The organism is Pseudonocardia sp. TMWB2A, assembly GCF_017312135.1.
On sequence record NZ_QKQY01000002.1, the window covers coordinates 4,118,714 to 4,132,267 of the forward strand.

Consider the following 13,554-nt stretch of genomic DNA (forward strand, 5'->3'; position numbering starts at 1 on the left):
CGCCGACACGATCACCGCCGCAGCCACCGTTTCCGTGTGCAACCGGTGACGGGTCCCGTACCGCCGTGGGAACTCTCGGGGGGGCCCCTACCACTCGCCGCCGCGGAAGGCGGGGAACAGCGGCAGCGTCGACGACGCGTCCGGGAAACGGGTGTCGAGCGCGGTCACCACGGCCTCGGCCAGCGCGGCCGTGCCGGGCCGGGCGGTCGCCTCCGCTGTGACGCCGAGGCCCCGCCAGTAGTGCCGCAGCGCCGTGGAGATCCGCGGGGACCGGCCGGCGTCGGGACCGATCGGGCCGTCGCGCTCGGGCACCCGCGGCAGCAGCTGCCAGGTCGACCACCACACCCACAGCACCTGGGCGTCGGCGAGGCGCGACTCCAGCAGCTTGGGGTCGTCCAGCTCGGGCCACACCGGCGCGACCTCGGCCCGCCAGGCGTCGAGCATGGCGTCGGCGACGGCGTCGGGCAGGGCGAAGCTCGACGAGCAGCCGGGGAACGGCACCCGCACGTAGGCGGCGTCGAGGACGACGTCGCGGAAGCAGCCCCACTCGAAGTCGACGAACCGCACCCCGCGGCTGGTGACCAGGTTGTTGTCCGGGCAGGTGTCGGACGGGCTGAACGCGCGGAACCCGGTGCCGCCGAGCAGGCGCACCCCGCCCTGGGCCTCGAACAACGCCATCTCCGGCACCTCGACGCCGAGGATCCCGGCCAGCAGCTCCGGCAGACCGGCCAGCGCGGCACGGGCCTGGTCGGCGACCGGGTCCCGGCGCGCCTTCTCCCCCAGCCGGCGCAGCAGCGCCCCGAAGTCACCCTCCCGCCCGGCGGTCGCGGCCTGCATCCGGCCCAGGCCGCGGGCCCAGCCGAGCAGGCAGGTCCGGGCGGCCTGGGCGTCCGGGCCGAACAGCTTGTCGGCCAGGGTCAGGCTGCGGCCGAGGTCCTCCAGGACGAGCAGCCGCTGCACCGGGTCGTGCGCGATGATCACCGGGCTGGGCCGGACGTCGCTGGGCAGCGCGGTGAACAGCTGGCAGGACGCGACCTCGTAGCGGAACGGGTCCGACGCCAGGTCCGCGCCGTCCTCGGGCGGCGCGTAGTGCTTCACGACGACGCTGCGCCGGTCGGAGAACGGGTTCTTCGCCATCCGGGCCCGGGCGACGACGGAGCGGCCGCTGCCGCCGAGGTCCTCGGGCTCGAACAGCTCGACCTCCGAGCCCGCCCGCCGCGACAGCAACCGCGCGGCCCCGGCCACCGCCGCGACCGCGCCGGGAGTCGACTGCGGATCGGTCATCGAAGGGGACCCTACCCTTCGGAGAGCGCGCGGTCCGCGCCCCGACGGCGGGATCCGCGACGGGCCAGCACCAGCACCGCGGCCGCCGCACCGATGGCGCCCACCAGGTTGACCCCCAGCTGCAGCACCGACTGTGCCGCCTCGCTCCAGCGTCCCTCGATCACCGCGACCGAGGCGTAGGCGGCGGCCGGGACGGTCGTCACCGAGATGAACACCCCGACCAGCGCCGACGAGCGCGCCGAGGTCAGCGACAGCATCCCGGCCGCCCCGGCGAGCACGGCGACGACCAGCGAGAACGGCCCCACCTCGTAGATGAAGTCCATCTGCTCGAGACCGTCGAGCCCGGCGGAGGACAACCAGCCGAGCAGGTCGAACACCAGGGTCGCGACGGCGGTGACGGCCATCGCCAGCGGGAACCCGGCGGCGAGCGCGAGCGCACCGCGCGAGACCAGGTCGCGGCGGCGCAGCACCAGCCCGATCGCCATCGCCGCCATCGGGCCGAACTCCGGGCCCAGCACCATCGCCCCGACCACCGTGACCGGTGAGTCGGTGACCGCGCCGACGGCGGCGAGCAGGCAGGCGATGGAAAGGAAGGTCAGGAACGTCGCGGACAGCCGCGACTCCTCACCGGTGCGCTGGATCAGCTCGTCCCAGACGACGGCGTCGGCCCCGTCCCCCGGCGCGGCCTCCTCGGCGGCGTCGGCCCGGTCGGACAGCACCGTGTCGAGCTGTTCGAGGGTGATGCCGCCGTCGTGGTCGACGCCGAGGTCGGCGAGCCGGCCCAGCAGGTCGTCGGCGCACTCCCGGGCGACGTCGGCCCCGACCAGGTCACCGGCCGGGTGCACCGCCACCCCGGGGTGGACCACCAGGTGGGCCACCCCGGGTTCGGCGTCGAGGACGCTGCGGACCTCGACCGTCCGCCCGGGTGGGCAGACCACCCGCAGGTGCAGCACCTACGCGGCCGGGCCGGGCTTCTCCGGGGCGCGCTCGGGCTTCGCGTCGACGCCCGCCTCCTTGCGCTGGGCGGCGGTGATCGGCGCGGGGGCCTGGGTCAGCGGGTCGAACCCGCCACCGGTCTTCGGGAACGCGATGACCTCGCGGATCGAGTCGACGCCGGCGAGCAGCGCGGTGATCCGGTCCCAGCCGAACGCGATCCCGCCGTGCGGCGGCGGGCCGAACGAGAAGGCGTCGAGCAGGAAGCCGAACTTCTCCTGCGCCTCCTCCGCGGACAGGCCCATGATCTCGAAGACGCGCTTCTGCACGTCGGCCGAGTGGATACGGATCGAGCCACCGCCGATCTCGTTGCCGTTGCAGACGATGTCGTAGGCGTAGGCCAGGGCGTTGCCCGGGTCCTTCTCGAAGGTGTCGATCCACTCCGGGGTCGGCGAGGTGAACGCGTGGTGCAGCGCGGTCCACGCACCGCCGCCGACGGCGACGTCGTCGGTGTCGGCGGCCGACTCGAACAGCGGCGCGTCGACGATCCAGACGAACGACCAGGCCGACTCGTCGATCACACCGGTCCGCCGCGCGATCTCGCCGCGGGCGGCACCGAGCAGCGCGCGGGCCTCGGCGGGCTTGCCGGCGGCGAAGAAGATGCAGTCGCCGGGGTTCGCGCCGACGGCCTCGGACAGCCCGGACCGCTCGGCCTCGGACAGGTTCTTGACGACGGGGCCGCGCTCGTCGACCTGGCCGTCCTCACCGATCAGCACGTAGGCCAGGCCGCGGGCGCCGCGCTGCTTGGCCCACTCCTGCCAGCCGTCGAGCACCTTGCGGGGCTGCGACGCCCCGCCCGGCATGACGACGGCGCCGACGTAGGGGTTCTGGAAGACCCGGAACCCGGTGCCCGCGAAGTACGACGTGAGCTCGGTGAGCTCGATGTCGAAGCGCAGGTCGGGCTTGTCCGAGCCGTAGCGGGCCATCGCCTCGGCGTAGGGCATCCGGCGGATCGGGGCCTCGATCTCGTACCCGACGAGGCGCCACAGCGCGGTGAGGACCTTCTCGGCGAGTGCGATGACGTCGTCCTGCTCGACGAAGCTCATCTCGATGTCGAGCTGGGTGAACTCCGGCTGGCGGTCGGCGCGGAAGTCCTCGTCCCGGTAGCAGCGCGCGATCTGGTAGTACCGCTCCAGCCCGCCGACCATCAGCAGCTGCTTGAACAGCTGCGGGCTCTGCGGCAGCGCGTACCAGGAGCCGGGGCGCAGCCGGGCCGGGACGACGAAGTCGCGCGCACCCTCCGGGGTGGACCGGGTCAGGGTCGGCGTCTCGACCTCGATGAAGTCCTCGGCGGCGAGCACGTCGCGGGCGGCCTTGTTCACGTCGCTGCGCAGCTTCATCGCCGCGGCGGGCCCGGAACGGCGCAGGTCCAGGTAGCGGTGGGAGAGCCGGATCTCCTCGCCGACGCCGGTGTGCTCGTCGATCGGGAACGGCAGCGGCGCGGACTCCGACAGCACGGTCAGCTCGGTGACCGTGACCTCGATGTCGCCGGTCGGCAGGTCGGAGTTCTCGTTGCCCGCGGGACGGCGGACGACCTCGCCGACGACCTGGATGCAGAACTCGGAGCGCAGCCGGTGGGCCCGCTCGGCCATCTCGCCCTCGCGGAACACGACCTGGGCCGATCCGGAGCGGTCCCGCAGGTCGATGAAGATCACGCCACCGTGATCGCGGCGGCGGGCCACCCATCCGGCGAGGGTCACGGTCTGGCCGGCGTTCTCGGCACGCAGCGTGCCGACGGGGTGGGTTCGCATCACGGCGGTCAAGGCTATCGGCACCCCCCGGGCCGCCTGCCACCAGGTTTCCGGCGGGTTCTCACAGCAGGCTCAGCTGCCCGTCGCCGGGCTCCGCCGCCCGCGGCGCCGCGACCGGCTGCCGGGTCCACCCCGGGTCGCGCGGGTTCGGTTCGGGCCGGTCCAGGCCGTGCCGGGCCAGCAGCGGGGCGACCCGCCGGGCCAGAGCCCCGCGGTAGTCCCGGGTGGCGTAGGCCCCGCCGCGGTAGAGCCGCTCGTAGCGCGGCAACAGCGCGGGGTGGGTCCGCCCCAGCCAGGCCAGGAACCACTCCCGGGTCCCGGGACGCAGGTGCAGCGCGAGCACCGTGGCCCGGCTCGCCCCGGCGGCGGCGATCTCGCCCAGCAGGGCGTCGAGCGCCTCGGTGGAGTCGGTCAGCCACGGCAGCACCGGGGCCACCATGACCCCGCAGGGCAGGCCGGCGTCGGTGATCCGGCGGACCAGGTCGAGGCGGGCCCGCGGGCTCGGGGTGCCCGGCTCCAGGTGCGACTGCAGCTCCCGGTCCAGCAGCGCGATCGACACCCCGGTGCCGACGCGGACGTCGGCGTTCGCGGCCGCGAGCAGCGGAAGGTCCCGGCCCAGCACGGTGCCCTTGGTGAGGATGGAGAACGGCGTGCCGGAGCGGGCCAGCGCGGTGATCACCCCGGGCATCAGCCGGTAGCGGCCCTCCGCCCGCTGGTAGGGGTCGGTGTTGGTGCCCATCGCGACGTGCTCGCGCCGCCACGACGGCCGGGCCAGCTCCCGCTCCAGCACCCGCGCGACGTTCACCTTGACCACGATCTGGGAGTCGAAGTCCGCGCCCGCGTCGAGGTCGAGGTAGGTGTGGGTGTTGCGGGCGAAGCAGTTGTGGCTGACCACCCCGGCGGCGACGAAGTCCCCCGTGCCGGTGGTGATGTCGACCATCGGGCGGAGGGTGCCGGTGTCGCGGACCGCCACCACCCGCGGCGCTCCCCCGGGCGGCTCCTCGACGCGGGCACCGCCGACGTCGCGCACCCGGGCCACGGCCGGGTCGGTCACCGCGACCAGCCGCAGCTGCTCGGCGACCCCGCCCAGCACCCGCAGCGCCCGCACCCCGGGCCGGGCCGACGGCTCCGAGGCCACCCGGAACCCGAGCCGGCGCAGCGCGTCGACGCAGGCGCGGGCGAGCTCCTCGTCGCCGGGCACGATCCGCAGCACCCCGGCGGAGACCTCACCGCAGGCGTCGACGATCCCGCCGACGAACCCGGCCGACCAGCCGCGGGCGGGCCGCTGCGGCCAGGCCGTCGGCGACGGCGCGGGTGCCGCGAGCATCCCGGCGGCCACAGGCACCGGCCGTGCGGTCAGCAGGTGGTGGGCGCGGGCGAGCGCCTCCAGCTCGACCCAGCCGGTCGGGAACGGCTCGGCCCGCACCCGGCCGCGCACCGCGTCGGCCCGGACCAGCCCGCAGAGCCAGCCCTCGGCGTACCCGTCGGGCCGGGGCCCGCCCGGGACCGCGGCCGCACCGGGCCCGACCAGCGCCGTCCCCGGGCTCAGGTGCGGCCGGTCCGCCGAGGACCGGCAACGCCCCGGGCGCACGTGCGCCCAGCCGGAGGTGGTGAGGAAGCGGTGCTCGGCGGAGGTGACGAGCCGCGTGCCGTCGTCGAGGGTCACCTCCTGGGCACGGCGCCGCGTCGACCAGCGCGCGAGCACCGGGGTGCGGACGAAGCGGCGCCGCCCGCCGCCGTCGGTGACGGTGCCGACCACCTCGTCACCCGGGCGCAGCTCCCCGATGGGCCGCGACCGGCCGTCGGCGGTGAGCACCGGGGTGTCCGGGACGAGGCAGTAGGTGCAGGCGTGCGAGCAGCCGCGGTAGGGGTTGACCGTCCAGCCGAACGGCACCGGCGACGACGACGGCACCCGGTTCAGCACCGAGCGAGCCTCGACCTCGTGGAACACCGTGTCCGCGAACCCGGGCGTGCGCACCGAGCGCAGCAACCCCCGCATCCCCGGCAGCGCCGTCGCGTTCCCGACACCGTCCGCCCCGACCTGCTGTCCGTCCCATCGCACCGGCCCAGTCGAACACAAGTTCGAACATCGGACAACCGGTCGTCGCCGGGCGGTCGCGTCCGGGCGAACGGCGCCCCGCCAGGCGAAGATCGTTTGCAAGGATGCGGACGTGCCCCCGCCCCCGCCCGTCCCACGCGACCCGTCCGCCCCCGACGGCGGGCGGCCCGCCGCCCCGCGGACGGGTGGGCGGCGGCGTGCCGAGGACCGGCCCCCGGGCGCCTCGGGCGGGCACCGGCTCCCGGGTGGCGAACCGGCGCGGCACCGGGCACGGCAGGCACCCGCCCCGCGCCGTCCGGCCCCCGTGGAGAACCGCTCCGGGCCCGCACCGGCGGGCGGCGCGGCGACGGACCCCGCCGACGGCGCCGAGACCGGTCCGATCCCCCATCCCGGGCACCCGGGCGGCTGGGGCGACTGCCCCGGCCAGGCCGACCTCGGCGCCACACCCGGCCCGGCGGCCCCGCCCGCCCCCGGCCGGGGACACGGGCAGGGACACGCACAGGGACACGGCCACGGGCACGGGCACGGCGCCGCCTCCCCCGCCGGGCGACGGGTGCGCAGGCTGCTGGTCGCGCTGCTCGTGCCGTGCGCGCTCGCGACGCTCGCCGGGGTGGCCCTGCTGTGGCCGGGCGCGACCCCGGTCCCGGAGATCCCGCCCACCCAGCAGGTGCACGGCACCGTCACCGCGGTGCAGGTCGCGGACTGCTCCCCCGGCGCCGGGGACCGTCGCTGCACCGGGGTGACGGTCGCGCTGTCCGACGGACCGCGCGCCGGACGGGACCTGGTGCAGCTGGTGCCGAACGAGCCGTCGACGCCGCGGTTCGCGGTCAACGACCCGGTCACGCTGTCCTGGTCGGGCGCGAACCCCGACGACGCGGGCTCCTACCAGCTCGTGGACTTCCAGCGCGGTGCCCCGCTGGGGTGGCTGGCGGCGGCGTTCGCACTGGCCGTCGTCGTGCTGGGGCGGCTGCGCGGGTTCGCGGCGCTGGTCAGCCTGGCGCTGAGCTTCGTCATCCTGCTGTGGTTCGTGCTGCCGGCGATCCTGTCCGGCGGCTCCCCGCTCGCGGTCGCCGTCACCGGCGCCTGCCTGATCATGTTCGTGGTGCTGTACCTGACCCACGGGTTCACCGCGCGGACCTCGTGCGCGGTGCTCGGCACGCTGGCCTCGCTCGCCCTGATCGGGGTGCTCGGCTACCTGTTCACCGTCACCTCCCGGCTCACCGGGCTCGACGACACCACCGCCACCCTGATCGGCACGCTCGGCCCCGGCGTGCCGATCGACCCGCGCGGCCTGGTGCTGGCCGGGCTGGTGATCGGCGCGCTCGGGGCGCTCGACGACGTCACCGTCACCCAGGCGTCCGCGGTGTGGGAACTGGGCGCGGCGAACCCCGAGCTGGGGGTGCGCGAGCTGTTCGCGGCCGGGATGCGGATCGGGCGCGACCACGTCGCGTCCGCGGTGAACACCCTGGTGCTGGCCTACGCGGGCGCCGCGCTCCCGCTGCTGCTGCTGTTCACGGTGGCGGCGGGCGGCGTGACCCAGGTGCTCACCAGCCAGGACGTGGCGACCGAGATCGTGCGGACCCTGGTGGGCAGCATCGGGCTGGTCGCCGCCGTCCCGGTGACGACCGGGCTGGCCGCGCTGGTCGTCGGCCGGCGCTGAGTCCGGTCCGGCGACCTACCCGGCGGGCTGGAGCACGAAGTCGTAGCGGGCCTCGTACCAGGGGACCTCGCTGTGCCCGCCGTCCGGCGTGGGGCCGGGCTCGCGGCGGGTGAAGCCGACGACGAGCTCGCGCTTGACCCCGAACACGACGTCGGAGTCGAGGAACTCGGTGCCCTCCCGGAACAGGTGGGTGATCAGCGGCTCGTAGCCGGGCACGGCCAGCAGGAAGTGGATGTGCGCGGGCCGCATCGGGCTGATGTCGGTGCGCGAGACGAGGTCGCCGACGGGGCCGTCCATCGGGATCGCGTAACCGAGCGGGGCGATGGTGCGCAGGCAGTAGCCGCCGTCGTCGCCGGTGGTGTACTTCGCGCGCAGCCGGACCTCGTCGACGTCGAGCTGGGCCTCGTAGGTGCCGTCGGCGTCGGACTGCCAGACGTCGAGGACGGCTCCGGTCACCGGGGTGCCGTCGAGCGCGCGGACGCTGCCGTGCACGAACAGCGGGTCGCCGGGCAGCCCGTCGGACATGTCCTCGCCGGAGGCCTTCTCCGGGGAGCCGTCGATGTGGAACGGGCCGAGCACCGTCGCCGGGGTCGCGGCCGGGTCGAGCCGGTGGTTCTGCTGGACGACGAGCATCGACAGCCCGAGCACGTCGGAGGCCAGGATGAACTCCTCGCGCTTGTCGTCGGAGATCTGCCCGGTGGCGGTCAGCCAGCGCACCGCGGCCATCCACTCGTCCTCGGTGAGGCGGGTCTCGCGGGCGAAGTCGTGCAGGTGCCGCACCAGGGCGGTCATCAGCTCGGCGGTGCGCGGATCGTGCGCGGTCGCCCAGCGCGCGACGGCGGCGTCGGTGATCGTGTCCTCGGTGACGGTGGTGGGCTGCGTCATCGCAGGTCTCCCTCGGGCTCGTACGGGTCGGGGTCGACGGACCGGTTGTGCAGGTCCACCGACAGGAAGATGTCGTTCGCGACGGGGTGGCGCAGCTCCTCGGCGAGCTGGCCGATCAGGCCCGCGGTGCGGGCGAGCAGGGCGAAGCCGCGCAGCAGCTCCAGCGGCAGCCCGAGGTCGGCGAGCGCGGCGCCGCAGACCCCGGCGCCGTTGAGCGGCAGGGTGCGGCCGAGAACCTGCGAATGCACCCGGCCGATCGCGGCGAACAGGCTCAGGTGGTCGCCGAGCAGGCCCTCCTCGGCGGCGATCGCGAACAGCCGCGGGGTGCGGGGGTCGCCGTCCTTGTGGACGTGGTGGCCCAGGCCCGGCACGAACCGCTTCGCCGCCCGCTGGGCGGTGACGATCTCCAGCGCGACGGCGTCCCAGCCGTCGTCGGTGGTCGGGCGCTCGGCGGGCAGGTGGTCGTGCAGGAAGCGGCCGCAGTCCTCGGTGACGCCGAGGAAGCGCGACCCGCCCCCGAGCAGCCCGGCGGCGAGCGCGCCCTGCACCGAGTCCGGCGCGGACAGGTGGGTGAGCCGGGTGACGATCGCGGTCGGGGTGAACCCGTGGTCGGCCAGCGCGGCCAGCACCGCCTCGAACACCCGGGTCTCGCCGGGGGTGGGCCGGCGCTGGGTGGCCAGCCAGAACGCGAGCTCGCCGAACCCGACCGAGCCCATGACGTCGTCGGCGAGGTCGTGGCCGAGCAGGGTGATGGTGTCCTTCGTCGAGGCACCCAGGGCGGTCGGGTAGGTCATGAGTCGAGCCACTTCCTCAGGTCGGCGCCGTGCTCGTCGAGCCGCGGCGGGGGGAGCCGGTAGACGGCCGGGGTGGCGGAGAACCGGACCGGGTGCCGGGTGGTGGGCACCGCGCGGTCGCCCTCCCCGACGGTGACGACGGGGTCGAGCCCGAAGCGCTCGGCCATCGCGAACCCCCCGTCGATGGTCTGGATCGGCCCGGAGGGCACGCCGGCGGCGGTGAGCAGCTCGAACCACTCGACGGCACCCTTCGTCGCGAGCCGCTCGACCAGCAGCGGGCGCAGCTCCTCCCGGTTGACCGTGCGGTCGGCGTTGCGGGCGAAGCGCGGGTCGTCGGCGAGGGCGGGGACCTCGAGCACGCCGCAGAGCTTGCGGAACTGGGCGTCGTTGCCCGCGGCGACGATCAGGTCGTCGTCGGCGGTGGGCATCGGCTCGTAGGGGAACACCGAGGGGTGGGCGTTGCCCATCCGGTAGGGCACCGTCCCGCCGGCGACCCAGGCGGAGCTGTGGTTGACCAGCCCGGTCAGCGCGGAGGACAGCAGGTTGACCTCGACGTGCTGGCCGGCGCCGGTGCGGTCGCGGTGGCGCAGCGCGGCGAGGACGCCGATCGCGGCGTGGTTGCCCGCCATCACGTCGAACACCGAGATGCCCGCGCGGTACGGCGGCCCGTCCGGGTCGCCGGTGAGGCTCATCAGCCCGGACATCGCCTGCACCATGAGGTCGTAGCCGGGGACGTGCGCGCCCGCGCCGGAGCCGAACCCGGAGATCGAGGCGTAGACGACACCGGGGTTGTCGGCGACGACGGCCTCGTAGTCCAGCCCGAAGCGGGCCATCCCGCCGGGCCGCAGGTTCTCGATGACGACGTCGGCGCGGCGGGCGAGCTCGCGGGCCGCGGCGAGGTCGCCGGGGTCGCGCAGGTCGAGCGCGATCGACCGCTTCCCCCGGTTGATGCCGAGGTAGTAGGTGGCCTCGCCGTCGCGCTCGGGCGGGGTCCAGGTGCGGGTGTCGTCGCCCGCCGGTCCCTCGACCTTGATGACGTCGGCGCCCATGTCCGCCAGCAGCATCGTCGCGTACGGCCCGGCCAGGATCCGGGAGAAGTCGGCGACGAGTACGCCGTCGAGCGGCCCGCCGGTTCCGGGTTCCGCCATCGGTGTCCCTCCGAAGTGATCGCTGTGCGGACGAGTGTCCGCCAGACGATCGTGACCCCGGGCGCGGGCGGCGGTCAAGCCGTCGCCGACACCGTCACGTGCGGCGCGGAGGCGAGCCGGGCGAAGTCGGCACTGATGTCGCCCGCGGCCTGCAGCAGCAGCGGCAGGTGGTGTTCGAGCAGGGTCTCCAGCGAGGTCTCCGCGGCGTGACAGTTGACGTTGACCCCGGCGACGACCCGGCCCTCGCCGTCGCGCAGCGGGGCGGCGACCGAGCGGATGCCCGGGGCGAGCTGCTCGTCGGTCAGCGCCCAGCCGCGGGCGCGGACCTCGCGCAGCTCGGCGTCGCGCTCGGCGGACGCCGGGGCGTGCCGCGGGGTCAGCCCGGAGCGCGACGGCTCGGCCAGCACCCGCTCCAGCTCCTCGGGGGCCAGCGCGGCGAGCTGCACCTTCCCCAGCGACGTCGACGCGGCCGGGAACCGCGTTCCGATCTGCACCGACAGCGCGACGATCTTGGGCACCGCGACCCGCGCGACATAGACGATGTCGCTGCCGTCGAGCTGGGCGATCGAGCAGGACTCGTGGGTCCGCGCGACGAGGCGCTCCAGGTGCGGCCGGGCGACGTCCCACAGCCCGGTCGACCGGACGTAGGCCACGCCCAGGTCCAGCACCCGCGGGGTGAGGGCGTAGCCGCGCTCGCCGGAGCGGACGTAGCCGAGCTCGGTGAGGGTGAGCAGCACCCGGCGCACGGTCGGGCGGGCGAGCCCGGTCGCGCCCGCCAGGTCGGCGAGGGTCATCTCCGCCCGGCCGGGCCGGAAGGCGGTGATCACCTCGAGACCGCGGGCGAGCGCCTCGATGAAGTCCGGGCCGGTCCCGTCGCGTGCCATGGGCCCACGGTAGCCGGACACCCCCGCGACCCGGCCGTTGACAGCACAAGAAGGGTGCGCGACAGTGGCCGCCGTTCGTGCTATGTCCGCACAGCGGACGCTTGTCCGCAGGAATGAGGGGTGCGTCGATGAGCGTCGTCTTCCGCAACGGGACCGTCCTGACCGTGGACGCGGGCCGGACGGTCCTGTCCGGCCACGACGTCCTGGTGACCGGTGACCGGATCGCCGCGGTCGGGGTCGGTCTGGAGGTGCCCGAGGGCACCGAAGAGGTCGACGCGACCGGCGGGATCGTGATGCCGGGCATGGTCGACACCCACCGGCACATGTGGCAGACCTCGTTGCGCGGGTACGGCGCCGACTGGACGCTCACCCAGTACTTCGTCTGGAACTACCTGGAGTGGGGCAAGATCTTCCGCCCGGAGGACATCCACGCGGGGAACCTGCTCGCCGCGCTGGAGGCCCTCGACGCGGGCGTCACCACCACCGTCGACTGGTCGCACGGGCTGCAGACCCCGCAGCACGCCGACGCCGCCGTCGACGCTCTGACCTCCACCGCGGGCCGGTTCGTGCTCGCCTACGGCAACATCCACGACGCCCCCGCGAACTGGACCGCCGACCCCGGGTTCCGCGAGTTCGTGTCGCGGCGCATCACCCCCGGCGACGACATGCTCGGCTTCCAGCTCGCCTTCGACGTCACCGGTGACCCGGCGTTCCCCGAGCGCCCCGCGTTCGAGGTGGCCCGCGAGCTCGGCGTCGGCGTCACCACGCACGCCGGGGTGTGGGGCGCGACCAACGACGACGGCGTCCGGCTCATGCACGAGCACGGCTTCGCCGGGCCGGACACCGTCTACGTGCACGCCGCGACCCTGTCCGCGGACTCCTACCACCGGATCGCCGCCACCGGCGGCTCGGTGTCGGTGTCCACCGAGAGCGAGCAGAGCGCCGGGCAGGGCTACCCGCCCACCTGGGCGCTGCGCGAGCACGGGATCCCGGTGTCGCTGTCGATGGACACCTCGATGTGGTGGAGCGCGGACCTGTTCTCGGCGATGCGTACCACGCTGGGCGCCGACCGGTCCCGCGAGCACCTGGAGGCGCACGCGCGCGGGGACACCGTCACCCACTCGTCGCTGCGGGCCGAGCAGGTCGTGGAGTGGGCGACCCGCGGCGGGGCCCGCGCGATCGGGCGCGAGTCCGACCTCGGCTCGGTCGAGGTCGGCAAGAAGGCCGACCTGGTGCTGCTGCGCAACGACCACTCGCCGGTGTCGTTCCCGCTGCTCAACCCGCACGGTCACGTCGCGTTCCAGGCCCAGCGCGGCGACGTGCACACCGTCTTGGTGGACGGGCGCGTGGTGAAGCGCGACGGGCGCCTGGTCGACGTCGACCTCGCCGCCGCGCGGACCGCGGTCACCGCGACCGTCGAGCACCTGCGCGCCACGATGGGCGAGGAGGCCTGGCAGGCCGGGATGAACCCCGAGATCCCCGAGACCAAGGTCCTCGACAACCCCTACACCTACACCGACTACCGCAGCGCGGCCACGCACGGCGGCTGATCAGGCGGGGAGGCGGGCCACCAGGTGCGCCTCGCCGTTGCCCTCGCCGTGGGCGAGGACCTCGAGGCCGGCGAACGCGGCGGTCAGCTCACCGGGCACCGCCCGGAACGGGCCGCCCGCGTCGCCGACCTCGGACAGCACCGTGACCACCAGCAGCCCGCCCGGGGCGAGCGCCGCACGCAGCGCCGGGTAGAGCGCCGGGTCTCGGAACCGCTGACAGACGACGACGTCGTAGCGGTCGTCGTCGCGGGGGAAGCCGGCGTCGAGGTCGGCCTCCACCCAGCGCACCCGTACGTCGTGCGCGGCGGCCAGCCCGGCGCCCGCGGCGAGCCCGGCCGGAGACACGTCGACGGCGACGACGTCGAGCCCCCGCGTCGCCAGCCACACCGCGACCGCGCCGCGCCCGCAGGCCACGTCCAGCGCCCGGCCCGAGGACGGGAGCAGGTCCGTGCGCCCGCGCATCGCGTCCGGCGGGAGCGGCGCCCCGGCCCCCGCGGCGGTGTGCCGGGCGTCCCAGCGTTCGCGGTCCGAGGCCGCCACCGCGGC

At 75.1% G+C, this 13,554-nt stretch carries 11 protein-coding genes; 2 read left to right on the top strand and 9 right to left on the bottom strand.

Going from position 1 to position 13,554, the window contains the following annotated elements:
* Positions 1–87 precede the first annotated feature (87 nt).
* From DMP17_RS33845 to DMP17_RS33860, 4 genes are read right to left on the bottom strand one after another with little or no spacing between them, the layout of a single operon-like run.
* The gene (locus DMP17_RS33845) at positions 88–1,284 is read right to left on the bottom strand and encodes a hypothetical protein (protein WP_337831661.1); all 1,197 of its coding nucleotides are present in this window, start codon (positions 1,282–1,284) and stop codon (positions 88–90) included.
* A gap of 11 nt (positions 1,285–1,295) precedes the next feature.
* Complete coding sequence (locus DMP17_RS33850; protein ID WP_337831662.1) at positions 1,296–2,237, bottom strand: DUF389 domain-containing protein; 942 nt, start codon at positions 2,235–2,237, stop codon at positions 1,296–1,298.
* On the bottom strand, positions 2,238–4,031 hold the full coding sequence (aspS, locus tag DMP17_RS33855) for an aspartate--tRNA ligase (protein ID WP_337831663.1): 1,794 nt from the start codon (positions 4,029–4,031) through the stop codon (positions 2,238–2,240).
* Between the two features lie 58 nt (positions 4,032–4,089).
* On the bottom strand, positions 4,090–6,090 hold the full coding sequence (locus DMP17_RS33860) for an intein-containing Rv2578c family radical SAM protein (RefSeq protein ID WP_226364974.1): 2,001 nt from the start codon (positions 6,088–6,090) through the stop codon (positions 4,090–4,092).
* Positions 6,091–6,199: 109 nt separating this feature from the next.
* Here DMP17_RS33860 and DMP17_RS33865 point away from each other — a divergent pair, with 109 nt between their 5' ends.
* Complete coding sequence (locus DMP17_RS33865; RefSeq protein WP_337831664.1) at positions 6,200–7,747, top strand: YibE/F family protein; 1,548 nt, start codon at positions 6,200–6,202, stop codon at positions 7,745–7,747.
* 15 nt (positions 7,748–7,762) lie between these two features.
* On the opposite strand, the gene DMP17_RS33870 is transcribed toward DMP17_RS33865, so the two are convergent.
* From DMP17_RS33870 to DMP17_RS33885, 4 genes are all read right to left on the bottom strand, one after another.
* On the bottom strand, positions 7,763–8,632 hold the full coding sequence (locus DMP17_RS33870; protein WP_337831665.1) for a dioxygenase family protein: 870 nt from the start codon (positions 8,630–8,632) through the stop codon (positions 7,763–7,765).
* Positions 8,629–9,426: a citryl-CoA lyase gene (locus DMP17_RS33875; RefSeq protein WP_226357361.1), complete on the bottom strand. Its 798-nt coding sequence runs from the start codon at positions 9,424–9,426 to the stop codon at positions 8,629–8,631. Before DMP17_RS33875 ends, DMP17_RS33870 begins: the two co-directional genes overlap by 4 nt.
* A complete protein-coding gene (locus tag DMP17_RS33880; RefSeq protein WP_337831666.1) occupies positions 9,423–10,574 on the bottom strand; it encodes a CaiB/BaiF CoA transferase family protein in 1,152 nt (383 codons plus the stop codon). Before DMP17_RS33880 ends, DMP17_RS33875 begins: the two co-directional genes overlap by 4 nt.
* Before the next feature lie 74 nt (positions 10,575–10,648).
* Positions 10,649–11,458 (bottom strand): IclR family transcriptional regulator domain-containing protein, encoded by an 810-nt coding sequence (locus DMP17_RS33885; protein WP_226364971.1) that lies wholly within the window; start codon positions 11,456–11,458, stop codon positions 10,649–10,651.
* 128 nt (positions 11,459–11,586) lie between these two features.
* Between DMP17_RS33885 and DMP17_RS33890 the strand changes: the two genes are divergently transcribed.
* Positions 11,587–13,008: an amidohydrolase family protein gene (locus DMP17_RS33890; protein WP_337831667.1), complete on the top strand. Its 1,422-nt coding sequence runs from the start codon at positions 11,587–11,589 to the stop codon at positions 13,006–13,008.
* Here DMP17_RS33890 and DMP17_RS33895 read toward each other — a convergent pair whose 3' ends face one another.
* Positions 13,009–13,548 (bottom strand): class I SAM-dependent methyltransferase, encoded by a 540-nt coding sequence (locus DMP17_RS33895; RefSeq protein ID WP_337831668.1) that lies wholly within the window; start codon positions 13,546–13,548, stop codon positions 13,009–13,011. It abuts the gene before it with no gap.
* Positions 13,549–13,554: the final 6 nt, after the last annotated feature.